Source organism: Pseudomonadota bacterium (genome assembly GCA_013285465.1).
Lineage (GTDB): Bacteria > Pseudomonadota > Alphaproteobacteria > Micavibrionales > CSBR16-224 > CSBR16-224.
Map to the genome: position 1 here is coordinate 2,485,529 of CP053449.1, position 24,654 is coordinate 2,510,182.

Here is a 24,654-nt window from a genome sequence, read left to right on the forward strand (position 1 = left end):
CACACCAATTAAGCATTGTGTTCTCGGATTCCCGTCAGGGAATTAATTGTATCGTGTCCCGCTTTTTCTACCGCTTTTTCTACACACCGAGCCAGCGCGAGAGCGAATAAACTTCCCCTTCAAAATCCACAGCGACATAGCCGCGCCGATCACCTTTGGCCAGATAATAACCGCGCTCTTGCAGAGCGCCTGCAAAGCTCTGCTTGTTATCCGAGCCGTTCCAGCATTGCTGGAAGAATGCCTTTAGCTTGACCGGATCGTCTTTCAGCCGTTCCGCCTGCTGCCATTCATGGAGAGTGTAATTGGTGGGGCTACTGTCTTCTTTGCGGATAAAGCCTTTCGGCAGTTTCCAGCCGTGATGGATGAACAGCTCTTTTGCAACAGAAAACAGCTTGTTCTTAAAATGCGACATCTGCACGGCTTTGAGCTTATGCCCGGTATCATAGATGCGCGACCAGACACAATGGCAATGCCTGCGGCCTTTCTTTTCATGGAAGACGATGACGCGGGGCTGGCCTTCCAGCCCCAGAGACTTTTCAATGCGGTCTATCGCGTTTTCAAAGTCCTCGATTGTCGCAATTTCGCCTTCCGGCGGATTAAGGCTGAGAGAAAACAGATATTGCCGACACATCGTCGCAAGACTGGTCATTTCCGCTTCCTGCAACGCGCCCAGCACGTCTTGCGCTATAAATCCCCGTATTTCATGGACGGTGACATGCTCATTCTCGTCACCTTTGAGGAGATGCGCAGCCAGCGCGGCAGCGCCTTTGCGCTGGCTGGCTTTCAGGATCATTGGCTTTCTCTGGATTTTTGCGTCACTTTTGTCTTTATTGGGCGCCCCAGCGCCACAGAAAGCTCCTCGCGCATCTCAAGCACGGCATGACAGGCTTCATGGAGCAGGGCATGTGTTTCCGCGTCTAGCGGCAGAGCGCCGCTGTTGCAGGCTTTGGCAATCTGGTTGAGATTGCCGGAGATACGGCTGTTGCCCAGACGATGCAACAGATGTTCGATCAGTTCCTTGTTTTCAACATATGAAATCGCGCGGCGCGGTGAAGGCATATCAAACAGCATGAATCGGATATAGGCGCTGACCGGCATCCGCCCGGCGCTGTCTCTCAGCGCCTGCTTTTCCCCGTCCGTGGCGCGAAACGTCACCGGAGAGGAACGCTCTGCTCCTTTATTTTGACCCTTTGCTTCCATATCACTGCCTATCCTTTTATTTTACCATGAGGGAGGACATGCTTCATTTTGCGCCGCACAAAAAGCGGCGGATTACCGGCATGTTCAAAAAGCCGGAATTGCTTGCAAACCGCCTGTTTCTGTGTATAAAATGCCGCAGAGGCGCGGCTGCCCAAAAAACGCAGATAAGGCTTTGCGATGCCGTACGACCTTCCCCCGAAAATCACAAAAACACTCCGAATCAACCACTCGTCCATTATCGGCAAGATGTGCGCGTGTACTACACGGTTAACCTTCCGTTAACCTATACCCGCGCAAATCTTGGCAAAGGAGGCGCTAAAAGCCGCCCTCCCGTTGCATCCCTCCCGGCTGAAAACAGGCCGCGTATTGCGATCCTGTTTTTCAAACATCCTTGGCGTTTGATCCCGCGTCAAAGGAGGAGACGTGCCTCTCTCCCCTTTAACAATACCCCATCGCTTCAAGGGCATGTTCATAGCCCCTGAAAACCCTCGACCAAAAGGAGAAGTCTCTCTCCCTTTGGAAACTCATCGCCAAAGACATTCCGCTCTCTTTTGAAACATCGGGCAAAGGGCTTATCCGCCCCTTGCAACCCCGTTCTTCAGCCTGCCTCAGAAAAAGAAGCCTTTTGTGCTAACGGAATGCGGGAATATTTGTTATAATGGGGATATAACAAAACGCAGCGACAAAAGGACGCTTTTTGTATTATGAGACCCTCTGACGCACTGACAGCAAAACGCCATGCCGTACTGGATGCGGCCACCCGCTTTCGGGCGGCCAATCCGCGTGTTTTCGGCTCGGTTCTGCACGGCACCGACCGCGACGGCAGCGATCTCGATTTGCTGGTGGACACGCTGCCGGGTGCGACATTGTTTGATCTCGGCGGATTGCAAATCGAACTGGAAGAACTGCTCGGCGTACGCGTCGATGTGCTGACACCGGGCGATTTGCCGCCGAAATTCCGTGAGCATGTGCTGTCCGAGGCGCGTCCGGTATGAAGGAAGACCGTTGCAATGATTATCTCGGCCATATCCGCGAGGCGGCCTCTGACTCATGCGATTTTATACGCGGCATGAGCCAAGAAGAATTTCTGGCAGATAAACGCACCCAGAAAGCCGTGATTATGAATCTGGTCATCATCGGCGAGGCCGCCACCAAGATCATGGATCAATATCCGGATTTTCCCGCGCAGCATCCACAAATTCCGTGGCGTAATATGCGCGGTATGCGCAACCGCATTGCGCACGGCTATTTTGATGTTGATTTGAACGTCGTTTGGGAGACCGTTCAGACGGCTCTTCCCGATTTGCTCGACAAATTAAACGCTATTGCATAGATAATCCGTTACTTTTGCGCTGTAATATGTGCCGGATGCGGCTTAGCAGTTCCCCGGTGATCCGCTTTGCCGGAGTGCCTTCCGGCAGCGCCTGATATTCGGCCAGCAGAATGCGGTAAAGCCTTTGCCGTGCAACACTTCGCGCAAGGCAAGCCCCGACACGCTTGCAACAAATGCCACACGCTCCTTAAACTTCGCTGGGTAATTATTCCTCACTTACTGTCCGAATTTTTGGAACCACCTCTTAATAACTCTCCGCCAGAATCTCTTTAGCATCGGTATCTACCAAGTCCGCCGCTGTCAGCGCCGGAAAGCAGCGGAGATATTTCTCTACAATAAAGTAACCCAAAGAATAGCCGACCCAGCCGGGGAATGTTTTGTTATCGCCAAAAAACCATGCGATATGGTCGTAGTCCTCATTTTCCAGTTCTTTAGACGATTTCTTAAGCCATGTTTTGATTTCACCCTCTACCAATGCGCAGCACCATTTCGGCACTTCACCCTTAAAGACCTGCAACGAGAAATGATCCGCAAGACCTTCTGTAACCAATGCCTCGCCAAGTGTCTTGCCGTATCCGACTGTTTTCCAGCGGCAGGCATGGTGATATTCATGTGCCAATACTGCTGGCAGCTTTTCCTCTATAATCATATCCAAATCAGAACAGCCGGTATCAAAATAGATAAAGATCGTCGAGGCGCTTGTTGATCGGCCGCCGATGTATTCACCGGGCACAGTCGCCGCAGGCGCGTGCAAAAACACAATATCCAGATTAGTCTGCGGTAAAAAACGGTTAATCTCTGACAGCGCCTGAAGGCTAACCATCCGTATCTTTTCGGCCTGATCGTCTTGGAAATCGCCTACCGCATTCAAAATATGTAGAGTTACACCATCCATAAAACAGCTCTGTTTTATATGAAACTTCTCTGATGGTACGCTGACAACCACAGTTCACGCAATTACAATAATATTTTAGCCTAAAATAGATTGGACTAATCATAATAATGAAGTATTAATAAATATTATGTATCATATGGACGGCTATTGATTGGAGAAGTTATGCTGATTGCAATAGACGGATTAGACGGGGTTGGAAAGACTTCGGTGATAGAGCTGCTTGCAAATGAGCAGGGCTGGATCAATATCGCCTCTGAAGTCAAAGATATGCGACAGATTGTGCGTTCTGCACCGAAACATACTTCTGCTGTAAATCGCCTTCTTAATCTTGCTTTTCTGCGTCATATGTCCGACACGGCCAAGGAGTTTTTGAAAAAGGGGAAAACCGTTCTGCTGGACAGGTATACGCCCTCTCATAGTCACTATGCTAAAATTTTTAACAAAAAAGCGATTAAGGCTGGAGAGTTCCCGAACATTGATCCGGCAGACCTCAACCTTGCCAAGCCGGACTTAGTTATCATTCTGAAGGTCAGGGAAAGTGTTCGCCAGACCCGGCTTGCGGCACGTGGAGAACAAACGCCGCATGAATTGACACTTTCGAAAGAGCATAAAGTCAGAGAAGCCATACAAAAACGGCTGGAAAAAGATGCGGACATCGTGATTGATACCTCGGATTTAAGCGTGAAAGAGACCGCTGAACTCATCAAGAAGCATATTGAGGATTATAAAAATTCACCAAAGAAAAAGCCGAATACCGCAAAACCTCGTAACCCGGAAGTTTAAATGGCGACCCCATTATCCATACAGCCGCCGATTCTGCGTCACGCTTCCTGGATTGTCGTCAACAGTATCCAAGGATGCCCCAAAAGCTGCGCATATTGCTTTCTGACGCCGATAGGGCAAACAGGGGTTGCGCCACAGGAGGTATGCTCTCCAAGTGAAGCTATACGTCTTCTTGTGCAAAATAAACACTATACGCCTGAAACCCCCATCTGCTTCTTTACCAGTACCGACCCGTTTGCAACACCGTTTGTTGAGCAGAAGCTTAAAGAGGCTTTGGACGAGTTTATCAGAGCAGAGTTAAAAAATCCGGTCTGCTTCGTCACTAAATGTTGTCCGTCAAAAGCCATTATCCCGACGCTCGAAAAAATGATGGCGCAGAGTATTCCGGTTATTCCCTACATCAGCTATTCGGGATTGAATAACAAGATTGAACGTGGTGTGATTGCAGAAAAGAACAGAGCAGCGTTTCCGTTTTTCAAAGATATCGGGCTACCAGTTATCCACTATTGGCGGCCTTTGTTGCCGCAGAATAGTACGCTGGATGTTTTAACAGCGGTTGGCGAATATGTATCTCAATACGCAAAGGCATCTGTTATCACAGGATTGAAACTGTATAAAGAAATGCAGGAACAAATTCCTTTCTGGCCACAAGTGCAAGAACGTATGGACGAAGCTGTCAAAGCCGAATGCGTCTGGCCGAAAAACGCGCTGGAAAAAACCTATGAGATTGCAGCTCGGCTGGGATTACCTGTTTATCAGTCAAATAGCTGCGCTCTTAATTACGTTCTTGGACGTGAAGATAAAAATGCGTTCTGGGGTAGCAACGTCTGCACCGATCATAACAAATGCCCTCCTTTTCAGCGCGAAAAATGCAGGGCATTCTATGCGAAAAGAAATATAAATAAGGCTGATGTTATCAACTTTCTTGCACGGTTAAAAATAGATGCAGATGAGAGAAATGTTGATGTATCACATGATCAGACACCGGTTGTGCGCTTAACGGGGCTAAAGGTGGATACTGCCGCAATTGCAACGTTGCGCGAGCAATTGAACGCTGTCATTGAAACAAAGTTCGACCGTGGTTATTATTGGGGTGCTTCCATAGCGGGAGAAAAACCTTTCGTGGTCGAGGATGATTGAAGAAAAAGCTATAGACGGATTTTTATATAGTGCAAAAGCGTTGCATAACGCTTTTCAGGATACATCCGTTTGCTCTTGGAATTTGCAGGATATTGTTTCCGAGTTGTGTATCCAGACAGGGCATCTGGTTCAGGCAACTGGCAAGAATTCCTTGATGGATGAAAAAGGCCGCAACCTTTCTCACCTTGGAGATGAAGCCGCCGATGTTCTCTTGCAAGTGCTTGTGCTGTCGTATCTCTTCCCAATGGATTGGCGTAAAGTACGTCTGAGGGCAAGCGAGATGAATACCGCTTCGGAAGATCAACTCTTGAAATCCATTGTGCAGGGAGGACTCCAGCTTCTTGAATCGTCTCTGCGGATTAGCGGTAAACGCTTTCCACAAGCGCGGCACGCAAGTTATGGCGGAGAAGAAGGGTTCTTTTCAAAAACGCTTTCAGATATTGCAGCCTGTTTGTTAGCGCTTGTTGATAGATGTAATGCGGACATAGCCGCCGAGTTTGCCACTATGGAAAAATCAGCGAGAGAATTTCTTTCCATTTATACTGAGTACGAGAAAGAAGTCCATAACTTAGCCCTTGATATATCTAGAATTGACCATAAAATACAAGAAAAACTAAAACAACTTCATAAAGATAACGAGAGAGAAGATGGCACTGATTGACGTTTACACAGACAGAAACGAACCTGCGGGCTATACGGTTGAGAAGAAAGAAGCTCATGCCAAAGGCTTATGGCATAGAGTCTTTACCTGTCTCGTCATCAATACCGACAATAAAACAGCATTTCTTCAAAAGAAAACACCCGGGCGCTACTCGTTCGACAGGCCGGATCACATGGATGTTACTGTCGGCGGTCACTATGAAGCGGGAGAAAGCATAGAAGCAGGCGTGAGAGAAATGGAGGAAGAAATAGGCCTCAAAGTGCCTTTTGAGCAGCTTGTTTCACTAGGGCAGCGTCAAACATCTGTTATCCTTGCCGAAGACTACGATAACAACGAATTTCAGCACATTTTTCTGCTGCCCACGAAAACCAAGATTACCGAGTTTAAATACACAGATACCGAAGTGCGTGGCATCGTGGAGGTTCCGTTGATCGAAGGCATCAAGCTCATGCGCGGGGAAATCGCTGAATTGAAAGTGGAAGGTTGCTTCGTTAACCCTGAAAAGCCTGAAGGTAAAGAAGTCGTCGACATGACGATAACCATGGAAGACTTTGTTCCGGCTTATCTCAAGACAGATGAATTCATGATCCGCTTGTTTGTTGCGGCACATCGCTATTTTCAGGGTGAAGATCCCAGTTTCATCTATTGGTGATTTTTGAAATGACCAGTGTTGTTGTTGTCATTCAGGCTGGAGGTGATGGAACAAGGCTTTGGCCTTTATCCACGACAAAACGTCCCAAGCAATTCTTAAAAACTGGCAAATATAGCTTTTTTCAGCAAACTGTTCAACGTGCACAGAAATTACGTGAAAGGTTCGATGTACGTTTTGTCGTACTTGGTAATGATCACACAAAAGGCTTGCTTTTGAAGCAATGTCGAGAAGTTGACTTTGTGCCGGATGATATCCTGATACAACCCTGCAACCGTAACACGGCCCCCGCCCTTATTGGTGTGGCGGCGTATATTGAAATGGTCTATGGGAGCAAGATCCCGACCTGTTTCATGCCATGCGACCATGTTTTTGGGGATAGCAGTACTGTCTGTCGTCATCTAGCGGAAGCTGTCAGGCTTACCGAAGAAAAGGCATTCGTTTCCCTTGTGGTTAACCCTGAAAAGTATAACAGCCAATATGGATACTACTTTGGAAGTGCGGATACATCGGAAGCGTTTTTTGTCGCCCGCCCTTCTTTGGGTGTATTTGGTCAGATGAAAGAAAAAGGCCTTCACCCTTTCTGGGATTGCGGTGTATTTGTCACGACAGCGAGTTTCTTGCTGGGGAAAGCAGTTGAGGGAGATAGAGATTTTGCGCGGCGTTGTAAGGAAACTGTTCGTCAGGCAGTTAAATCTGATTTGTTTCTGATATTCAACCCCGTGCTTTACAAGGTACTTCCTTCTGTTCCCATTACAACCCTTGTTATGCAGAAGCTGGAAAAAATCGGAATAGTTCCCTTATCAACGACTTGGACAGATATAGGGAATTGGGCATCTTTCCTAGGCTGGTACTTTAAGGCCGGGTGGCGAAAATGAAAGTAGCCGTCCTTATCGGAACACGCCCGGATGCCATCAAAATGGCTCCGCTTGTCCTGCGCATGCAACAGAAAGAAAGCGGTTTTGAGGCCATTGTCATTTCAACGGGGCAGCATAGAGATTTGTTGGGACACGGATTGGAGTGCTTTGGCATTGCCCCCGATGTTGATTTGGCCGTCATGCGTGATAATGACGATTTGCACAGCCTGACTGGACGTATGATACCCGCGATAGCGTCTGTACTTGAAAAAGAGAGGCCGGATATTGTCCTTGTGCATGGGGATACGACTACAGCACTTTCTGCGGCTTTGGCAGCATTTTATGTCCAAACTCCCGTCGGACACGTAGAAGCAGGCCTCACAACGGGAAACAAAAATACTCCGTATCCCGAAGAAGTAAACCGCCGCCTTATATCAAGAATAGCAGATATCCATTTTGCACCGACTTTTCTTGCTAAAAGTAACCTTATGCGTTCTGGTATTGAAGAAGGCCGAATAGCCGTGACGGGTAACACTCTTATTGATGCCGTTCAGTATATAGAGAAAACGTTTCCCGGGGATAATGGTCCCAAACAGGGAAAGATGGTTCTGGTTACATGCCATCGCAGAGAGAAGTCGGATAGTGATTTATTAGGCATTTATGATGCTATGTGCCGCATAGCAGATGATCAGTCACAGCCCGATATAGTTTTTATTCTGCACAAAAGGAAAGAGCAAAGGTCGTTTTTTTTGCTGAGAGACAAGACGCATCCGCGTATAAGGATGATCGAACCCCTAGAATATTCGCAATTTATAAATCTCCTAAAAGACGCAGATGTTATCTTAACGGATTCAGGTGGAATACAGGAAGAAGCTTCTTATTTCAGTAAGCCGCTTGTTATTTTAAGAAACGAAACTGAACGTACAGAAATTTTAGAAAGTCAGCTTGTCAAGGTTGTTGGTTACAGATCAACGGACATCGTGGACCACACCTGTCGATTTCTTGCAGAAATCGATATTCAAGTTTCTGCGAAAATATCAAGCGCATGTATCTTTGGTGATGGGGTTGCTTGTGATCGAATTGTCAAAGCGTTGCGTAACTGGAAACGTGGCCATCATTTATTTCTGTCCACGAGCGAGGAATTTCACCCTGTGTCAACCCCCGTTTAGGTGTCCAGTTTTAGAGTTATAATTTATCAGCTTGTGCGGTTTAAAGGAAGGCGGCGGATGTGTTTGTATAGATACCGCCATTGCTCGGTCAGGATCTGCGCTTCTTTTATTGTGTCCCCGTAATGCCTGAGCTAGAGACAGCTGTTTGAGGTCATTTTCCGTCACCCTGTATATCTTCTAAATGCCAGTCATTTGTCTCTTCTCCCTTTCTAAAGCTTGCCTATCGCCGCTGACCGGCGCGGTCGTCTCTTATGTGCGAACCTGACGGCATGCGCCCTGCGGCGCAACGCTCAGCTAGCGGTTTCTTCCCCGGCTGTGCCTTCCTCGCGGAAAACAAGAAACAGCCCGCTTTTACGCGTCCTTCACTTTGTTGCGGCTCCTTTGGAGTGCGCCTTTGGCTTGGCCTGCCGTCTATCGGTTGCCATGAGACGGCCGCGGCGGTCGCGGCCAACAAACGCCAAGCAAAGGTAAGAAGACAATGACAAAACAACATTCAGATATTTACAGCCGGGTAACGCAGAACATCATCACCGCCATCGAGAAAGGCGCAGGCGACTGGCAAATGCCCTGGCATCAAGCCGGATCAGGCCTCAACCGCCCGAACAACATCAACACCGGCAATCACTATCGCGGCATCAATATCCTGAACCTCTGGGTATCAGCCCAAGCACAAGGCTTCAGCACCGGAACATGGGGAACCTATAAGCAATGGAAAGAGAAAGACTGCCAAGTCCGCAAAGGCGAAAAATCCTCTCTCGTCATCTTCTACAAAACAGACGAGATCGAAAACACCGATGGTGAGCTTGAAACAAGATATATCGCCAGAGCCTCTTACGTCTTTAACGCCGATCAGGTCGATGGCTATCAAGCGCCGCCAGCACCCACACCGGAACCGGTCGAAACTATCGATAATGTCGAGCAGTTCGTCAAACACACCAATGCAACAATCAAGCATACCGGCAACAGCGCCTTTTACCGTCCGGCAGATGACAGCATCACGATGCCCGAGCAAAGCCGCTTTCTCGGATCAAAGACCAGCACAGCAACAGAAGCCTATTACTCCACGCTGCTGCATGAACTGTCACACTGGACAGGTGCAAAGCACCGTCTGGACAGAACATTCGGCAAACGCTTCGGCGATAATGCCTATGCGGTGGAAGAACTGGTCGCGGAACTGAGTGCAGCATTCCTCTGTGCCGATCTCGGTATCACAGTAGAACCGAGAAAAGACCACGCAGCATATCTTGAGAACTGGCTGACAGTCCTCAAAGCCGACAAGAAAGCGATCTTCACCGCCGCAAGTCAGGCAGCGAAAGCAGCAGACTTTCTGAAAGCCCTGCAACCTCAAACGCAACAGGAGGCGGCTTAGGCCGTCTCCAACTGCTTCAATTTTTCTTCATGAACAGAACAGCCCCTATCGACAAAATCACATGGACAAATGTCAAAAATTAGGCCATATTTAAAGAAGAAATTTCCTCAAAAATAAAAGAAAAATCTGCACAACATCTACACAGATGAAAATGTGCTATTTTATTCTTTTATTTTCAACGCGCTATAATGCATTACGCATTGCGCGGGAATGACGGAGAGGGTGTCACCGCCCCAAAAGCTGCGCCACCACAGGATCAATCCCCGCCATAAATAATTCGACATTGGCGGTATAATCGCCTTTTTGCCCCAGCGTTTTATTAATTGCGCCATGCCCCATATTGACGGAAAGCACCGCCGCCTTTACGCCGTATTTCTGCGCTTTTTCCGCATATTCCACCGCCTGCGGGCAGGGTTCGTCACGGTTTGCGGCACAGACCCCCAGCCACGGGATGGTTTTACGGCTCATTTGATGATAGGGCGAGGTTTCGCGCCAATAGGACGGGCTGGTGCCGAAGGCTTCGTCAAACAGCAACAGCTTGTTTTTGCGCATCGTATCAATCGTGTTCAATGTGCCGGAATCCAGCGAGATCGTCATCAACCACGGTGCAACCTCCGTTTTTTTCCAGTTTTCGGGTGATGCCCCGATCAGAGAAACCAGATGCGCCCCTGCCGAATGCCCCATCACGATCACGCGGTCTTTGTCCCCGCCCCAGTCGCGGGCGTTTTCCTGTATATGGGCGATTGCTTTTGCCACATCTTCGGCTTGCCGTGTGACAGGCGCATTATCGGGCAACATGCGGTAATTGACGGAAACCAGCACAAAACCCTTTGCCGACCAGCGCGCAACCTTGTTCTGCATACCCGCGCCCATTGCCTTGTCACCGATACACCAGCCGCCGCCATGCACCATGACGATGACGGGCGCTTTTTTCAGCACTTTCTTTTGCGGCAGAAACACATCATAACGCTGCCGCCAGTGATGACCGTATGACACATCTTTTATAGAGGGTTCCGGCCCGTCCTTGCCGCCGCGCTTTTTCCGCGCGGTCAGCCATGTCAGCGCCTCGCTTTTTTCGCGGCAGCTTTTTTTCGCGTAATCGCTGTCCAGCACCTTTTCGGCGATTTTGTCTTTCAGCTTTGCCTTGAAATTATATTTCAGATTATCTTCGATATCCGCCCGTGCTGTAGAAACAGCAAACAGGCAGACCAAAGATGCCGCCAGAAAAGCTTGAAAAACAGTCCGTTTCTTTGTCATTTTCTTCCCGCCGTTAAAATCGCGTCCCCCTAGAAACGCGTCATTGTCAAAAGAATATAGAATCCGAACATTAATCCGGTCACAACAGGTTTCAGTCGCATTGTCTTCGCTCCGTCATATTACATTTTAAGTCTTCGCTTGCTCTGAAAGTAATACGCACGGCGCAGCAAAAATCCTGCACAGAATTTTAAAAAAATAACAGATCAGAAATTATTTTACCATTTCGGACGATAAGGTTTCGGCGGCGGATCGCGCTTTTCTTCCGTTTTTAGATCAGGTTTTGCCGCACCGGATGTCAGGGATTTCACCAGTTCCATTAATTCCGCGGGCGTTTCCACCGTATAATCGGCATATTTGCTGGTCTTGCCCGCATGTTGCGGCCAGAAAATCGTCGTCATCCCCGCCAGTTTTGCAGCCATCACCCCTGCGGGGCTGTCTTCCACCGCGACAAAATCCGCCGGATCGGTTGCGTCATTATCCCAATCCAGCCCGTAACACATCACCGCCTTGCCCGACATATAAGGCAGCGGATGCGGTTTTGTTTCGCCGACATCATCGGCGCTGAGCGAAAACAGCATTTGATCATCGACGCCCGATTGCGACAGGCTGTGATCCACCGCAATGCGAATACCGCTTGATACCGCGGCTTGCGGAATCTCTTTTGAGGCAAAATGATTGAAAGCTTCCTTCGCGCCCTCGCGCGGCACGATCTCTTCCGGATGCGCCATATAATAATCGTAACATTCGTCGTAAAAATCATCGAGGGAGATTTTCAGCCCCTTCGACGCTTTCAAATATTTCCAGACGCTTTTATCGGCCACACCACGCATGGCCTCCAGCTCGTCCTCCGACAGCGTGATACCGTTATTTTTTGCCACACCCGCAAATTTCGCCAGATGCAGCGGCTCGGTATCCACCAGCGTGCCATCCACATCCCAAAGAACCGCCTTGATCGCCATCGGATTTTCCTTTGTTTTTTCAAGTCTTCCTGTTAAGAAATATCAAGCATCCTTTGTAACATTTTTCATAATATTTGTCAAGCTTGGTCGGAGAAGACATATGTCCTATCAGATTGCTCCCGCATCCACCGCAGATGCCGCACAGATCACGGAATTGATGACCCAAACAGACACAATCGACACCCACACGGTTTACACGCTTTGGCAAAGTCACTATTTTGACCCCGATTTTTTTCTGGTGGCAAAAAGCGATGAACACGTTCTCGGCTATGTTTTCGGACGTATGGCGGAAAACAATACGGCGTTTCTGTGGCAAATTGCCGTTGAAGATACCCACCGCAAAAAAGGCATCGGCTGCGCATTGGTCACAGCCTTTCTGCAACAGGCGGATACAAAAGGCGCAAAGGATGTGGTCACGACGATTGTCCCCGGCAATGACGCATCACAACGCCTTATGAAACGCAGCGCCGTTAAGAACGGCATCCCTTTTGTTAAAACAGGCGACACAGGTGATTTCGGGAACACCATGAAAACAGAGAATATCTACTGTTTTCAGATCGGAAAAAAGGCGCAATCATGACATTTCCACCTCTTACACAGATGGGGCGGCGCATCTGCATTATCGGCCCGTCCAATAGCGGCAAATCGACGCTCGCCCATATTCTGGGAGCGAAGATCGGCGTGCCTGCCGTGCATCTTGACCAGATTCGTCACATTCCCGGCACGGATTGGCAAACCCGCCCGCTGGAGGATTTTCTGGAAGATCACGCCCGCATTATCGCCGAAGACGGCTGGGTGATTGACGGCAATTATTCCGCCGCCATGGCCGACAGACTTGACCGCGCCACAGGCATTATCTGGATTGATCCGCCGCTGGCGGGCTGCATCTGGCGCTATTTGAAACGCTGTTTCGCAGGACCGGAGAAACGCTATGGGCGGCTGGATAACGCCACGCGTGAATTCAGTTTTGACCTGATCCATTACACCTTAACGCGCTATCCGAAAAACTGCGAAAAATACCGCGAACATATTGCCGCTCATCCCGACCTGCCCTTCATCTCCGTCAAATCAATGAAGGAGCTGAACAGGCTTTATGACAGCTGGGGGCTGAAACGCCCCTAAAACGCGCTTTTTATTATAAGCCGCGTTTGGGACGTTGAAAGGTAAATTCCTGCGGCGCACCGTCATCAGCATAATTTTTCATCGGGTTCACCGGATTCACCGGCCTTGTGGGCAAAGGCTCATAAAAATTCACAGTCAGCGATTTAATCACCTCAAGCTCAGGCTTGATATCCAGCTCCGCCGCCAGCGCTTCATTAATCTCGCCCTTGCGGTTAACCAGCACGCGGAAATCCTCTTTTTCAAGACCGATTGCCACAATATAGGCATGACGGTCATGCCCCTGCACTGCCGGAGAGACACGGTCACCTGCATCCATATACTGGATCAGATTGCCGTCCCTGTCCGCCGCAATGGCATAGCCGATATCCGTCCATGCCTGCCCGCCGTTCCAGTGTTTTTCTTCCGTTTTACCGGCATGCATATCCGCCGATTTTTCCGAATACCAAAGATGATACGCCATAATTTTTTACACCCTTTTAAAAATCAAAATTCCGCCCAAAACGGGCGACTCACCCGCCTTCCGAATATATTTACATAAAATTAAAATTCTTGCAACTCCGCACCCGTATTTATACTTGCGCGGGCGCGGTATTCCGCCTATTTTTGTAGAGTCGCAATTTACCAAAAAAGGATTGATTCACATCATGTCGGAACAAGAGCCGGATTACGGAACGACCATCCATCTTCCGCAGACTGAATTTTCACGCCGCGGCGGGCTGTCAAAAAAAGAGCCTGTGATCGTAAAACGCTGGGAGGAAATCGACCTCTATAAAAAACAGCGCGAAGCATCAAAAACCCGTGCGAAAAAAATCCTGCATATGGGCCCGCCCTTTGCAAACGGCCATATCCATATGGGTCACGCGCTTTCGACCGTGTTGAAGGATGTTGTCGTGCGTAGCTGGCAAATGCTGGGCTATGACGCACCGCTGGTGCCGGGTTTTGACTGCCACGGCCTGCCGATCGAATGGAAAATCGAGGAAAAATACCGCGCCGCAGGCAAACGCAAAGAAGATGTGCCGCCGGAGGTTTTCCGTCAGGAATGCCGCGATTTCGCGCAACACTGGATGGATGTGCAAACAAGCGAATTCAAGCGCCTCGGTATTTGGGGTGATTGGGACAAACCTTATAAAACCATGGAAAAGCGCTCCGAAGCGCTGATTACCAAGGAAATCCACAAATTCCTGCTGAACAATAAGCTCTATCAGGGCAGCAAGCCCGTAATGTGGTCGGTGCCGGAACAAACCGCACTGGCCGAGGCCGAGATCGAATACCGCGATCACACTTCCGATACGGTCTGGGTAAAATTCCCGTTTAAATCCGGTGCACCCGCAGGGCTGGAAGACGCAAATATCGTGATCTGGACCACCACGCCCTGGACATTGCCGGGCAACCGCGCCGTCGCTTACGGGGCGGAAATGGATTATGTCGGCGTCACCGTTGATGATGTTGCCGAAGACAGCACCGCGCAAAAAACTGATAAATTGCTGGTAGCCAAAGAATTGCTGGATGCCACGCTGGAGGCCGCAGGCATTACCGCCCATAACGTCTTCTGGAGCGGTAAGGGCGCGGATTTTGCAGGCGCAATCTGTCATCACACGCTGCACGAAAAAGGCTATGATTTCGATGTGCCGGTACTGGAAGCGGATTTTGTTACCACCGATGCGGGAACGGGCTTTGTCCATATCGCCCCCGGTCATGGTGAGGATGACTATAAGCTCGGCATGAAAAACAATATCGCCGTGCCGCAGACCGTCAATGGTGATGGTACTTATGCCGAGAGCGTACCGCTGTTTGCTGGCATGCCGGTCTATCTGGAAGACGGCCGCAAAGGCCCTGCCAACAAGCTGGTCACCGAAGCCATCAACGAGGCGGGCAATCTGGTTGCCAAGGCGCAAATCCGCCACAGCTATCCGCATTCATGGCGCTCGAAAGCGCCGGTGATCTTCCGCAACACGCCGCAATGGTTTATTTCCATTGATGACAAAGATGCGGAAGGTAAAAGCCTGCGTGAGCGCGCCCTGCATGAAATCGCCAAAACCCGCTGGGTTCCCGAACGCGGAGAAAACCGTATTGCCGCCATGGTCGAAGGCCGCGGCGACTGGTGCATCAGCCGCCAGCGCGCATGGGGCGTGCCGATTGCGATTTTCGTCAATAAGAAAGACGGTGCGCTGTTAAAAGACGAAGCCGTGCTTGACCGCATCATCAATATCTTTGAACAGGAAGGTTCGGATGCATGGTTCACCCATGACCCGCAGGACTTTCTGGGCAACGGCTATAACAAAGACGAGTGGGAGCCTGTCTATGACATTATTGATGTCTGGTTTGAATCCGGATCGACGCAAAGCTTTGTCTTAAAAGAACGTGACGACCAGCACTGGCCTGCCGATCTGTATCTGGAAGGATCGGATCAGCATCGCGGCTGGTTCCAGTCATCGCTGCTGGTTTCCTGCGGCACCAACGGTGTCGCCCCTTACAAAGCCGTGCTGACGCATGGTTTCATTCTGGATGAAAAAGGCTATAAAATGTCGAAATCCGGCAGTAACGGCATGTCGCCGCTGGATTTGTCTTCAGAATACGGTGCCGATATCGTACGGCTCTGGGTCGCGGGGTCGGATTATACCGATGATATCCGCATCGGCCAGAATATCCTGCAAGGCCACACCGATATTTACCGCCGTATCCGCGGCACATTCTGTTATCTGCTCGGCAATCTGTTCGACTTTAAAGCGGAAAACACGGTTGATTACGGCGAATTGCCGGAGCTGGAACGCTGGGTGCTGCATCGCCTTTATGAAATCGATGCGGAAATCCGCACTCATATCGACAATTTCGATTTCCAGCGCATGGTCTCCACGCTGCATAATTTCTGCGCCAAGGATTTATCGGCCTTTTATTTCGATATCAGCAAAGACAATCTTTACTGTAACGCGAAAAACAGCCTGAAACGCCGCGCCGCACAAACCGTGCTGGATAAGGTCTTCATGCATCTGGTGCATTGGATTGCCCCCATCCTCAGCTTTACAGCAGAGGAAGCATGGCTGTCCCGCATCGGTGAGCCGCTTGACGGTTTTGAAAACAGCCTGCATCTGCGTGAATTCCCCGATGTTGACGAAGAATGGCAAAAACCTGCATTGGCGGAAAAATGGCAGCAAATCCAGAGCGCCCGCCGTGTTGTCACCGGCGCCATGGAAGTGAAACGTGCGGAGAAGGAAATCCGTTCCTCGCTTGAAGCCGCGCCGAAACTTTATGTCGAAGATGAAAAACTCGCCGATATGCTGCGCCATGTGCATTTTGCCGATATCTGCATTACCTCGGATATCGAAATCGTTATTTCCAAAGTACCGCCTTACGTTTTCACATTGGAAGATGTGCGCGGTATCGGCGTGGAAATTCGCCGCGCCGATGGTGAAAAATGCGCCCGTTGCTGGAAATATACGCAGGATGTCGGCAGCGATAACGAACATCCCGCCATTTGCAGCCGCTGCGCCGAAGCCGTGAAAAAAGAGAAGCTGGCAGCATGACGACAAAGGCAAACGGCCGGTTCATAACTTTCGAAGGCGGCGACGGCACCGGTAAAACAACCCAGATCAAGCTTTTCACCGCTTTTCTTGCTGAAGAATACGGTGTTGACGTGTTTTGCACGCGGGAGCCGGGCGGCACGGAAGAGGCCGAAAAAATCCGCGCCCTGCTTGTCCAGCGCGGCGGCGGTAACTGGGACCCGTTGACCGAAGTGCTGCTGCTCTCTGCCGCACGGCGCGAACATCTGGTCAAAAAAATTCTGCCCGCTCTTGAAAAAGGACAATGGGTCATCTCCGACCGTTTTGTCGATTCCACCTATGCTTTTCAGGGTTACGGTATGGGGCTTGAGCAAGCACAGCTGCAGCGCATCTACCGCGAAATCGCCGGTGATTTCATGCCTGCCCTGACCTTTATTCTGGATATAGATCCCGAAGAAGGTTTGAAGCGCAGCGGTAAACAGCTGCAGGATACGGATGATACGGCGGAAAAAACCGAAGACCGTTATGAACGCATGGGGCTGGCATTCCATACCCGTCTGCGCAACGGCTTTCTGGACATCGCCAAAGCCGATCCGGCGCGGTGCTGTTTGATTGATGCGGCGCAGCCTGTTGATAATGTGCAGGCGGAAATCCGCAAATACTTCATGGAAAAATTCCCGCTATCCGCCCTTCCGCAAAACACGGCACAGAATGGTGAAAAACGGCATAATGGATAATCTCGCTTTTGATCTGCCCGAAGAAGATAACAGCCTGCCCCCGCCGCAGGCGAATATGCTGTTGCTTGGGCATGATAAGGCCGAAAAATTGCTGGCAAAGGAGATTGCCGCGGGCCGCCTTCCCCATGCGCTGATGATCGCGGGGCCGAAAGGTATCGGTAAAGCAACGCTGGCTTTCCGGCTGGCGCGTTACCTGCTGGCAGGCAAGGCGGAGGAAGATGCCAGCGGCTTATTCGGTGATGCCGCTCCCGCTGAATCGCTGGCGGTTGATGCGGAAGACCGCGCCGCGAAACTGGTCGCGGCAGGCAGCCACCCCAATCTTTTCTACATCCGGCCGACGGATATCGACAGTATTAAAAACACAAAACGCGCCAACCCCTTTATCGGCGTTAGCGAGGCACGCATTACCCGTGACTTCCTGTCCCATACCCCGTCGGAAAAAGGATGGCGTGTCGTGCTGATCGACGGCGCGGAAGATATGCGCCTTGATGCGCAAAACGCGCTGCTGAAAACGCTGGAAGAACCGCCTGCCAAGACCGTTATTATCCTTGTTACCACCGCCCCCGGCCGCTTTCTGCCGACCGTGCATTCGCGCTGCCGTATGCTGCCGCTGACCGGCCTGTCTGATGCGGATATGGAATGCCTGCTTGACCGCGCCCTGCCCGATCTGTCCAAGGAAGAAAAATCCGGCCTGCTGGCGCTGGCTGATGGCAGTATCGGCGAGGCCTTATCATTACATGAAACAGGCGGCGCGGAAATCTATCAGGATATTCTGTCCCTGCTTTCCGGTTTCTCCGAGGCCGATGCGCATAAGCTGGCGGCGGAACTGGCGGCAAAAAAAGACCGCTTTCCGCTGTTTATGGAGATTTTGCTGAAAATTCTGTCCCGCGCCGCCAAGCAAACACTGGTCGATGCGGAAACGGGTTTCACACAGAAAGCGCCGCAAAAATGGTTCAAAATATGGGAAGATGTGAAAGCCTGTTATGAATCCTGCGACTATGCTAATCTTGACCGGCAGACAGCCTGTCTGAGAATTTTCGATCTTATCCGCAGCTAGGGGTGTAAAGAATGACCGATAATAAAAAAAGCTATTACATCACCACGCCGATCTATTACGTCAATGACAAGCCGCATCTGGGGCACGCCTATACGACTGTGGCCTGTGACGTGCTGGCGCGTTTCAAACGGCTGGACGGATATGATGTCAAATTTCTGACCGGCACGGATGAACACGGGTTAAAAATTTACCAGACCGCAGAAAAACAGGGGATCACCCCGCAGGAGCTGACCGACCGCGTTTCCGTCAATTTCCGCGAAATGGGCGCGTTGATGAATATTTCCAATGACCGGTTCATCCGCACCACCGACCCCGCACATAAAAAAGCCGCGCAGGCGATCTGGCAAAAAATGCAGGATAACGGCGATATCTATCTGGATAAATATGCCGGCTGGTATTCGGTGCGTGACGAGGCCTTTTACAGTGAAGATGAAATCACCGAGGACGAAAACGGTGAAAAACTCAGCCCCTTCGGCAGCCCTTGCGAATGGACGGAAGAGGAAAGCTATTTCTTTAAGCTCTCGGCATGGGAGGAGAAACTGCTGGCTTTCTATGACGCCAATCCCGATTTTATTCTGCCGCCCTCCCGCCGGAATGAAGTCGTCAGTTTTGTCAAAGGCGGGCTGCGCGATTTGTCGATCAGCCGCACAACCTTTGACTGGGGTGTGAAAGTCCCCGGTGATGAGAAACATGTCATGTATGTCTGGGTTGACGCGCTGACCAATTATATCAGCGCCCTCGGCTATCCCGATACAGCGGCAGAGGATTTTCAAAAATTCTGGCCTGCCGATCTGCATATGGTCGGCAAGGATATTCTGCGTTTTCACGCGGTTTACTGGCCGGCCTTTTTAATGTCTGCAGGTATTGAATTGCCCAAGCGTATTTTTGCCCATGGCTGGTGGACGGCGGAAGGCAAGAAAATGTCGAAATCCGTCGGCAATGTCATCGTCCCCGCCGAAGCGGTGGAAAAATACGGGCTGGATCAGCTGCGTTATTTCATCCTGCGTGAAGTGCCGTTCGGCAATGACGGTGATTTTTCCCATGATGCGATGGTCGGACGCATGAACAGCGATCTTGCCAATAATCTCGGCAATCTCGCCCAGCGCAGCCTGTCGATGATCGCCAAAAACTGCGACGGTAAAATCCCCGCAGCAGGCGCTTTCACAGACGAAGACACCGCTCTGCTGAAAGCCTGCGGCACGGAATTACTGGATGCACTGCGCAAGGAGCTTGACGGACAAATGTTCCACAAAGCGCTGGAAACGGTCTGGCGTGTATTGAATGATGCCAATGCCTATATTGACGCGCAGGCGCCATGGACATTAAAAAAGACCGACCCCGCGCGGATGGCAACCGTGCTTTATGTTGTTGCTGAAACCGTGCGCAATATCGGTATTCTGCTGCAGCCGGTGATGCCGGAAAGCACGGCGAAACTTCTCGACCTGCTCGCGCTGTCTGAAAATGAACGCAGCTTCGCCTTTATCGGCGCAGATCACGCGCTGAAAACAGGCACGGAACTCCCGACCCCGCAGGGCGTGTTCCCGCGCTATGTCGAAGAGACCGAAGCCGCGTAACAGCATCATAAAGTAAATCAGGCGCTTGATATTTTCATCAGAACAAGCCCCGACACAATAAGAACAGCCGCAAGGATTCTCACAATATTCACAGGCTCGGCCAGTAAAGCGATCCCGACAAGGAAAGCGCCGACAGCTCCAATTCCCGTCCAGATCGTATAAGCCGTGCCCAGCGGAATACTGCGCATTGCCATCGCCAGCAGCGTGAAACTGCCCAGCATTGTCACCAATGTAATAAATGTCGGCATAGGCCGGCTGAAACCGTAGGACTGCTTCATCGCATAAGCCCAGACAACCTCAAGAATACCGGCAATAATAAGATAGAACCAGGACATAACCCCTCCATCATTCAACAAGATCAGGTCGTCCTGAAAATGGCTGCCCAAAACGGGGGAGGTCGTCCCCCTTTTAAAGAAAATACGCTAGCGCAAATGATGCGTTTGAACAATTAATTATCGCTCAGGATTTCACAGGCACAAACATCACAATATCCGCGGTCTGCACCGGATCGCCGTTCTGGTTTTTGGTGGTGTTCAGCATTTTGACAACACCCAGATGCGGTTTCGATTTTGACGGTGTCACATCTTTGACCAGACATTCCACCGTCAATTTGTCATCGGGATAAACGGGGCGCGGCCAGCTGAGATTTTCAATCGTCCGCCCGATCATGCCGCCGTAGATGTTCGGGCAGGCCATGGTAAAAAGACGCATCGACAGGCTGGCGGTATGCCAGCCGCTGGCAACCAATGTGCCAAAAACGGAGTCCTTTGCCGCCTCCTCATCCAGATGGAAAAATTGCGGGTCATATTGCGCGGCATATTCCTTGATCGCCGCGCGTGACACATCGACGGGACCTGCCGTAAAAATCTGCCCCGCTTTAAAATCATCCAGATAATAATAATCCGTGTTTTTATTTTCAACCTGTTCCATATCCGCGTTCTTTCCTTGATTTTCCTGCCTTCTTTGCATGTTTGACGCATCATATAAGAATATTTTAGCTGTTGCAATTTATCAGATAAGGCTTTAAAAACATGAGGGTATGGAAAAATTACGCTAAATATTTCTATCTTGGCCCCATTTGGAACAAACTGAAGTCCTAAAAAGAGTTTTCTTACAAGGAGTATAACATGACGAGGTTACACAAACTGCTTTCCGTTACCGCGGTTCTGCTGCTTGCAGCATGTTCAGGCGGCATGCCGGGTTTCTCGACCATCAAGGTCGGCAACGAGCTCGAAGCCCTGAACAACGCCCAGGCAATCGGATCGCCTTTCACAAAGCATCTGACCGGCGAATACCGCGATTACGCAAATCAGGAATTCACCGAATATGATCATGCTGATTCGCTGCATTTCGCCCGCAAAGGTCTGGCAACGGCCGCAGGTGAAACCGTCATGCCCGAAGTTCTGGATGACTGGGATCTGGATCGTCCGCATATCGTCGAAATGAGCTCCGCCCGCGCACAGCTGGTTGACGTTCTTGAAAACGGCGGCCGTGATATCGCGGCACAGCTGGCAGCCACCGCACAGGCACGTTTCGACTGCTGGGTGGAAGAGCAGGAAGAAGACTGGCAGACGGAAGTCACCCATTGCCGCAACGAATTTTACAACGCTCTGCGCGAATTGCAGTCGCTGGTCGAGCCCGAGCCTTATGTCGAGCCCGCACCTGCACCTGTGACGGTTGCGGAAGAGCCGGTTCGCACACCGGTTCCGCTGGAACAGGCTTTGTTCCTCGTCTTCTTTGACTGGGATAAGAGCGATATCACAGATAGCGCAACGGATGTTATCGACGCCATCGTCAAAGAGGTTATGAGCCGTGACGACGTCAATAAAATCAAAATCAACGGCCACACCGATAGCTCGGGTAGTGACCGCTATAACGACAAATTGTCCAAGAAACGTGCCGAAGCCATCCGTGATGCGCTGGTTGCACGCGGCATTGACCCGACCATGGTCTCTGTCGAATCAAGCGGTGAAAAAGACCTCTTGGTTAAAACAGCCGACAATGTGCGTGAACCGGCAAACCGCCGCGCACAAATCAGTCTGGAATAATATTACCCGATTGATCTGAAATTTTGGAAAAGGCGCTTCGGTATTTCGAGGCGCCTTTTTCATTTTTGCACGTTTTTTCCTGTAAAAATTTTTATATTTTTCCCGCGTAAACGTCATTTTTACCCCGCTATGGTAAAATGATATATAAGGAAATTTTCAGTAATCACCATTGAAATCCGTTATGCAATTTTACTTTCGGGAAATAAGTTTCGGTGAGTGCTTGAAATGCTTGCATAAGTTTTTCGTCAAGAAAAAAATTTGCATTTTTTAATGATTTTTTAGTATTTGGTACGTAGACGGAGGCACAATATCTGGTATGCTTATAGTCAGACAGTTACTACACATAGTAACAACATCGAAGTTATCCACAGAATTATGTAGTCCCTTGTGGATAATTCCAAAAAAGAAAAAAAGAAGAAGACGATAGCCGTGACGAAGATAGAAAGGGAGACGTGCCTCATGTTTGATATTGCCCAGATTGAGAAGGGAACAACCGTTAAGGTCGACCGCAGCCGTGACGAATTTTTGACGGAATTCGGCAAGGCGACGCTGGAAGACCGTTATCTGATGCCCGGCGAAGATTTTCAGGATCTTTTTGCACGTGTTGCGACTTATTACGGTGATGATTCCGCCCATGCGCAGCGTCTTTACGACTATGCATCCAAATTATGGTTCATGCCCGCCACCCCTATCCTGAGCAATGGCGGCCTTGACCGCGGCTTGCCGATCTCCTGCTTTCTGAATGAATGCGATGACAGCCTGCACGGCATTGTCGATTTGTGGAATGAAAATGTCTGGCTTGCCTCGCGCGGCGGCGGCATCGGCTCTTATTGGGGCAATCTGCGCGCCATCGGCGAAAAAGTCGGCACCAACGGAAAAACATCCGGCATCGTTCCCTTTATCCGCGTACAGGATTCCATGACGCTGGCGATCAGCCAGGGCAGTCTGCGCCGCGGCTCTGCCGCCGCTTATCTGCCGGTGCATCACCCTGAAATCGAGGAATTCCTTGAAATGCGCCGTCCGACCGGCGGTGACCCGAACCGGAAAGCCCTGAACCTGCATCACGGTATTCTAATTACCGACGCCTTTATGCGTGCAGTCGAACGTGACGAGGACTGGGCATTACTGAGCCCGAAAGATAACAGCGTGCAGGATCGTGTCCGCGCCCGTGATTTGTGGATCCGCATCCTGACGGCACGGATTGAAACCGGCGAACCGTATCTGGTCTTTATCGATCATGTCAACCGCGCCATTCCCGACCATCATAAAATGGCCGGTCTGGAAGTAAAAATGTCGAATCTGTGCAGCGAAATCACGCTGCCGACGGGTATCGACAGCGACGGACAAAACCGGACGGCGGTCTGCTGCCTGTCCTCCCTGAATCTTGAGAAATACGACGAGTGGGAAAACGACCCGCGCTTTATCGAAGACATCATGCGCATGCTGGACAATGTGCTGGAAGATTTCATCAAAAAAGCGCCCGACCAGATGATGCGCGCAAAATATTCCGCAATGCGCGAGCGCTCGGTCGGACTCGGCGTCATGGGCTTCCACTCCTTCCTGCAGGCCAAGATGATGCCGTTTGAAGGCGTGATGGCAAAAGTCTGGAACAAGCGTATGTTCAAACATATCCGCAGCCAAGCCGATGCCGCTTCCATCAAACTGGCGAAAGAACGCGGTGCCTGCCCGGATGCGAAGGAATACGGTATCGAGGAGCGTTTCTCCAACAAGATGGCCGTTGCCCCGACAGCGTCAATTTCGATCATCTGCGGCGGAACCTCGCCGGGGATCGAGCCGATTGCCGCCAATGCCTTCACGCATAAAACCCTGTCCGGTTCCTTCCCCGTAAAGAACCGCCATCTGGAAATGATTCTGGAGGAAAAAGGCATGAATAACGAAGATGTCTGGAATGATATCTTCACCCATGAAGGCTCGGTACAGCATCTCGACTTCCTGTCCGATGACGAAAAAGACGTCTTTAAAACCGCTTTTGAACTCGATCAGCGCTGGGTGATCGAACATGCCGCCGACCGTGCGCCTTTCATCTGTCAGGCACAGTCGCTGAATGTCTTCCTGCCCGGTAATGTTCACAAACGTGATCTGCACCAGATTCACTGGATGGCGTGGAAAAAAGGCGTGAAAAGCCTCTATTACTGCCGCTCGAAATCCATCCAGCGCGCGGAAACGGCGCATAGCGTGCAGGGCGAGGAACGGCTGCTGGAAGTGCTTGCCGAAGAAGCCGGCGCGATTGCACCACCGCAAAGTAGCGGGCCTGATTACGAGGAATGTCTTTCCTGCCAGTAAAAAGACCTGCATAATAACAATACGACATCACTTTTAACGATAA

Annotated in this window: 26 protein-coding genes; 17 read left to right on the forward strand and 9 right to left on the reverse strand. The window is 50.4% G+C overall.

All coding sequences use genetic code 11. The features are described 5' to 3' along the window. Positions 1 to 79 precede the first annotated feature (79 nt). Together HND56_11925 and mobC are read right to left on the reverse strand one after the other, a co-directional pair. On the reverse strand, positions 80 to 793 hold the full coding sequence (locus tag HND56_11925; protein QKK06348.1) for a relaxase/mobilization nuclease domain-containing protein: 714 nt from the start codon (positions 791 to 793) through the stop codon (positions 80 to 82). Further along, positions 790 to 1,200 carry a plasmid mobilization relaxosome protein MobC gene (mobC, locus tag HND56_11930; protein QKK06349.1) on the reverse strand — a complete coding sequence of 137 codons (411 nt, stop codon included), beginning with the start codon at positions 1,198 to 1,200 and terminating at the stop codon, positions 790 to 792. Before mobC ends, HND56_11925 begins: the two co-directional genes overlap by 4 nt. Before the next feature lie 704 nt (positions 1,201 to 1,904). On the opposite strand from mobC, the gene HND56_11935 reads away from it, so the two are divergent. Further along, the gene (locus HND56_11935; protein ID QKK06350.1) at positions 1,905 to 2,195 is read left to right on the forward strand and encodes a nucleotidyltransferase family protein; all 291 of its coding nucleotides are present in this window, start codon (positions 1,905 to 1,907) and stop codon (positions 2,193 to 2,195) included. Continuing rightward, complete coding sequence (locus HND56_11940; protein QKK06351.1) at positions 2,192 to 2,533, forward strand: DUF86 domain-containing protein; 342 nt, start codon at positions 2,192 to 2,194, stop codon at positions 2,531 to 2,533. Before HND56_11935 ends, HND56_11940 begins: the two co-directional genes overlap by 4 nt. 42 nt (positions 2,534 to 2,575) lie before the next feature. On the opposite strand, the gene HND56_11945 is transcribed toward HND56_11940, so the two are convergent. Together HND56_11945 and HND56_11950 are read right to left on the reverse strand one after the other, a co-directional pair. Continuing rightward, positions 2,576 to 2,713: a hypothetical protein gene (locus tag HND56_11945; GenBank protein ID QKK06352.1), complete on the reverse strand. Its 138-nt coding sequence runs from the start codon at positions 2,711 to 2,713 to the stop codon at positions 2,576 to 2,578. 64 nt (positions 2,714 to 2,777) lie between these two features. Then, complete coding sequence (locus HND56_11950; protein QKK06353.1) at positions 2,778 to 3,428, reverse strand: hypothetical protein; 651 nt, start codon at positions 3,426 to 3,428, stop codon at positions 2,778 to 2,780. 162 nt (positions 3,429 to 3,590) lie between these two features. On the opposite strand from HND56_11950, the gene HND56_11955 reads away from it, so the two are divergent. The 7 genes from HND56_11955 to HND56_11985 all read left to right on the forward strand — a co-directional run bounded on the left by HND56_11955 (position 3,591) and on the right by HND56_11985 (position 10,056). Further along, positions 3,591 to 4,211: an AAA family ATPase gene (locus tag HND56_11955; protein ID QKK06354.1), complete on the forward strand. Its 621-nt coding sequence runs from the start codon at positions 3,591 to 3,593 to the stop codon at positions 4,209 to 4,211. Further along, positions 4,212 to 5,351 carry a hypothetical protein gene (locus HND56_11960; protein QKK06355.1) on the forward strand — a complete coding sequence of 380 codons (1,140 nt, stop codon included), beginning with the start codon at positions 4,212 to 4,214 and terminating at the stop codon, positions 5,349 to 5,351. It begins immediately after the preceding gene. After that, a complete protein-coding gene (locus HND56_11965) occupies positions 5,344 to 6,012 on the forward strand; it encodes a hypothetical protein (GenBank protein ID QKK06356.1) in 669 nt (222 codons plus the stop codon). The genes HND56_11960 and HND56_11965 overlap by 8 nt, the downstream gene beginning before the upstream one ends. Then, positions 5,999 to 6,664 carry an NUDIX domain-containing protein gene (locus HND56_11970; GenBank protein ID QKK06357.1) on the forward strand — a complete coding sequence of 222 codons (666 nt, stop codon included), beginning with the start codon at positions 5,999 to 6,001 and terminating at the stop codon, positions 6,662 to 6,664. The genes HND56_11965 and HND56_11970 overlap by 14 nt, the downstream gene beginning before the upstream one ends. A gap of 8 nt (positions 6,665 to 6,672) precedes the next feature. Beyond that, the gene (locus HND56_11975; GenBank protein QKK06358.1) at positions 6,673 to 7,539 is read left to right on the forward strand and encodes an NTP transferase domain-containing protein; all 867 of its coding nucleotides are present in this window, start codon (positions 6,673 to 6,675) and stop codon (positions 7,537 to 7,539) included. Next, positions 7,536 to 8,687, forward strand: coding sequence for a UDP-N-acetylglucosamine 2-epimerase (non-hydrolyzing) (wecB, locus tag HND56_11980; GenBank protein ID QKK06359.1), 1,152 nt, complete (start codon positions 7,536 to 7,538; stop codon positions 8,685 to 8,687). Before HND56_11975 ends, wecB begins: the two co-directional genes overlap by 4 nt. A gap of 478 nt (positions 8,688 to 9,165) precedes the next feature. Then, positions 9,166 to 10,056, forward strand: a complete 891-nt coding sequence (locus tag HND56_11985; protein ID QKK06360.1) for a DUF1738 domain-containing protein — start codon at positions 9,166 to 9,168, stop codon at positions 10,054 to 10,056. A gap of 225 nt (positions 10,057 to 10,281) precedes the next feature. Here the strand turns inward: HND56_11985 and HND56_11990 are convergent, their stop codons facing one another. After that, positions 10,282 to 11,313, reverse strand: coding sequence for an alpha/beta hydrolase (locus tag HND56_11990; protein ID QKK06361.1), 1,032 nt, complete (start codon positions 11,311 to 11,313; stop codon positions 10,282 to 10,284). A 215-nt stretch (positions 11,314 to 11,528) separates the two neighbouring features. After that, positions 11,529 to 12,272: an HAD family phosphatase gene (locus HND56_11995; GenBank protein QKK06362.1), complete on the reverse strand. Its 744-nt coding sequence runs from the start codon at positions 12,270 to 12,272 to the stop codon at positions 11,529 to 11,531. A 100-nt stretch (positions 12,273 to 12,372) separates the two neighbouring features. Here HND56_11995 and HND56_12000 point away from each other — a divergent pair, with 100 nt between their 5' ends. Together HND56_12000 and HND56_12005 are read left to right on the forward strand one after the other, a co-directional pair. Continuing rightward, positions 12,373 to 12,852 carry a GNAT family N-acetyltransferase gene (locus HND56_12000; protein QKK06363.1) on the forward strand — a complete coding sequence of 160 codons (480 nt, stop codon included), beginning with the start codon at positions 12,373 to 12,375 and terminating at the stop codon, positions 12,850 to 12,852. Next, entirely contained in the window at positions 12,849 to 13,394 is a 546-nt protein-coding gene (locus tag HND56_12005; protein ID QKK06364.1) for an AAA family ATPase, read from the forward strand. Before HND56_12000 ends, HND56_12005 begins: the two co-directional genes overlap by 4 nt. Before the next feature lie 13 nt (positions 13,395 to 13,407). On the opposite strand, the gene HND56_12010 is transcribed toward HND56_12005, so the two are convergent. Continuing rightward, a complete protein-coding gene (locus tag HND56_12010; GenBank protein ID QKK06365.1) occupies positions 13,408 to 13,854 on the reverse strand; it encodes a hypothetical protein in 447 nt (148 codons plus the stop codon). A gap of 184 nt (positions 13,855 to 14,038) precedes the next feature. Here HND56_12010 and HND56_12015 point away from each other — a divergent pair, with 184 nt between their 5' ends. Genes HND56_12015 through HND56_12030 form a run of 4 tightly spaced genes read left to right on the forward strand, consistent with a single transcriptional unit; the run spans position 14,039 to position 20,259 of the window. Continuing rightward, positions 14,039 to 16,915, forward strand: a complete 2,877-nt coding sequence (locus tag HND56_12015; GenBank protein ID QKK06366.1) for an isoleucine--tRNA ligase — start codon at positions 14,039 to 14,041, stop codon at positions 16,913 to 16,915. Continuing rightward, positions 16,912 to 17,628 carry a dTMP kinase gene (gene tmk / locus HND56_12020; protein QKK06367.1) on the forward strand — a complete coding sequence of 239 codons (717 nt, stop codon included), beginning with the start codon at positions 16,912 to 16,914 and terminating at the stop codon, positions 17,626 to 17,628. The genes HND56_12015 and tmk overlap by 4 nt, the downstream gene beginning before the upstream one ends. Beyond that, the gene (locus HND56_12025) at positions 17,621 to 18,685 is read left to right on the forward strand and encodes a DNA polymerase III subunit delta' (GenBank protein QKK06368.1); all 1,065 of its coding nucleotides are present in this window, start codon (positions 17,621 to 17,623) and stop codon (positions 18,683 to 18,685) included. The genes tmk and HND56_12025 overlap by 8 nt, the downstream gene beginning before the upstream one ends. A gap of 11 nt (positions 18,686 to 18,696) precedes the next feature. Then, positions 18,697 to 20,259 (forward strand): methionine--tRNA ligase, encoded by a 1,563-nt coding sequence (locus tag HND56_12030; GenBank protein ID QKK06369.1) that lies wholly within the window; start codon positions 18,697 to 18,699, stop codon positions 20,257 to 20,259. Between the two features lie 17 nt (positions 20,260 to 20,276). Here HND56_12030 and HND56_12035 read toward each other — a convergent pair whose 3' ends face one another. After that, complete coding sequence (locus tag HND56_12035) at positions 20,277 to 20,594, reverse strand: multidrug efflux SMR transporter (GenBank protein QKK06370.1); 318 nt, start codon at positions 20,592 to 20,594, stop codon at positions 20,277 to 20,279. Positions 20,595 to 20,718: 124 nt separating this feature from the next. After that, positions 20,719 to 21,189 carry a MaoC family dehydratase gene (locus tag HND56_12040; protein ID QKK06371.1) on the reverse strand — a complete coding sequence of 157 codons (471 nt, stop codon included), beginning with the start codon at positions 21,187 to 21,189 and terminating at the stop codon, positions 20,719 to 20,721. 197 nt (positions 21,190 to 21,386) lie between these two features. Between HND56_12040 and HND56_12045 the strand changes: the two genes are divergently transcribed. Further along, positions 21,387 to 22,307, forward strand: coding sequence for an OmpA family protein (locus HND56_12045; protein QKK06372.1), 921 nt, complete (start codon positions 21,387 to 21,389; stop codon positions 22,305 to 22,307). A gap of 459 nt (positions 22,308 to 22,766) precedes the next feature. Next, on the forward strand, positions 22,767 to 24,611 hold the full coding sequence (locus HND56_12050; GenBank protein ID QKK06373.1) for a ribonucleoside-diphosphate reductase subunit alpha: 1,845 nt from the start codon (positions 22,767 to 22,769) through the stop codon (positions 24,609 to 24,611). The last annotated feature ends 43 nt before the right edge of the window (positions 24,612 to 24,654 follow it).

Excerpts from the sequence above, each read along its gene's own strand:
- HND56_12010 (QKK06365.1), bottom strand. The coding sequence starts at position 13,854 with ATGGCGTATCATCTTTGGTATTCGGAAAAATCGGCGGATATGCATGCC.
- HND56_12025 (QKK06368.1), top strand. The coding sequence starts at position 17,621 with ATGGATAATCTCGCTTTTGATCTGCCCGAAGAAGATAACAGCCTGCCC.
- HND56_11985 (QKK06360.1), top strand. The coding sequence starts at position 9,166 with ATGACAAAACAACATTCAGATATTTACAGCCGGGTAACGCAGAACATC.
- HND56_11950 (QKK06353.1), bottom strand. The coding sequence starts at position 3,428 with ATGGATGGTGTAACTCTACATATTTTGAATGCGGTAGGCGATTTCCAA.
- HND56_11965 (QKK06356.1), top strand. The coding sequence starts at position 5,344 with ATGATTGAAGAAAAAGCTATAGACGGATTTTTATATAGTGCAAAAGCG.
- HND56_11975 (QKK06358.1), top strand. The coding sequence starts at position 6,673 with ATGACCAGTGTTGTTGTTGTCATTCAGGCTGGAGGTGATGGAACAAGG.
- HND56_11935 (QKK06350.1), top strand. The coding sequence starts at position 1,905 with ATGAGACCCTCTGACGCACTGACAGCAAAACGCCATGCCGTACTGGAT.
- HND56_12015 (QKK06366.1), top strand. The coding sequence starts at position 14,039 with ATGTCGGAACAAGAGCCGGATTACGGAACGACCATCCATCTTCCGCAG.
- HND56_11990 (QKK06361.1), bottom strand. The coding sequence starts at position 11,313 with ATGACAAAGAAACGGACTGTTTTTCAAGCTTTTCTGGCGGCATCTTTG.
- HND56_11940 (QKK06351.1), top strand. The coding sequence starts at position 2,192 with ATGAAGGAAGACCGTTGCAATGATTATCTCGGCCATATCCGCGAGGCG.
- HND56_12045 (QKK06372.1), top strand. The coding sequence starts at position 21,387 with ATGACGAGGTTACACAAACTGCTTTCCGTTACCGCGGTTCTGCTGCTT.
- HND56_12035 (QKK06370.1), bottom strand. The coding sequence starts at position 20,594 with ATGTCCTGGTTCTATCTTATTATTGCCGGTATTCTTGAGGTTGTCTGG.
- HND56_11955 (QKK06354.1), top strand. The coding sequence starts at position 3,591 with ATGCTGATTGCAATAGACGGATTAGACGGGGTTGGAAAGACTTCGGTG.
- HND56_12040 (QKK06371.1), bottom strand. The coding sequence starts at position 21,189 with ATGGAACAGGTTGAAAATAAAAACACGGATTATTATTATCTGGATGAT.
- HND56_11925 (QKK06348.1), bottom strand. The coding sequence starts at position 793 with ATGATCCTGAAAGCCAGCCAGCGCAAAGGCGCTGCCGCGCTGGCTGCG.
- HND56_11970 (QKK06357.1), top strand. The coding sequence starts at position 5,999 with ATGGCACTGATTGACGTTTACACAGACAGAAACGAACCTGCGGGCTAT.
- wecB (QKK06359.1), top strand. The coding sequence starts at position 7,536 with ATGAAAGTAGCCGTCCTTATCGGAACACGCCCGGATGCCATCAAAATG.
- HND56_12000 (QKK06363.1), top strand. The coding sequence starts at position 12,373 with ATGTCCTATCAGATTGCTCCCGCATCCACCGCAGATGCCGCACAGATC.
- HND56_12030 (QKK06369.1), top strand. The coding sequence starts at position 18,697 with ATGACCGATAATAAAAAAAGCTATTACATCACCACGCCGATCTATTAC.
- HND56_12005 (QKK06364.1), top strand. The coding sequence starts at position 12,849 with ATGACATTTCCACCTCTTACACAGATGGGGCGGCGCATCTGCATTATC.
- HND56_12050 (QKK06373.1), top strand. The coding sequence starts at position 22,767 with ATGTTTGATATTGCCCAGATTGAGAAGGGAACAACCGTTAAGGTCGAC.
- tmk (QKK06367.1), top strand. The coding sequence starts at position 16,912 with ATGACGACAAAGGCAAACGGCCGGTTCATAACTTTCGAAGGCGGCGAC.
- mobC (QKK06349.1), bottom strand. The coding sequence starts at position 1,200 with ATGGAAGCAAAGGGTCAAAATAAAGGAGCAGAGCGTTCCTCTCCGGTG.
- HND56_11995 (QKK06362.1), bottom strand. The coding sequence starts at position 12,272 with ATGGCGATCAAGGCGGTTCTTTGGGATGTGGATGGCACGCTGGTGGAT.
- HND56_11960 (QKK06355.1), top strand. The coding sequence starts at position 4,212 with ATGGCGACCCCATTATCCATACAGCCGCCGATTCTGCGTCACGCTTCC.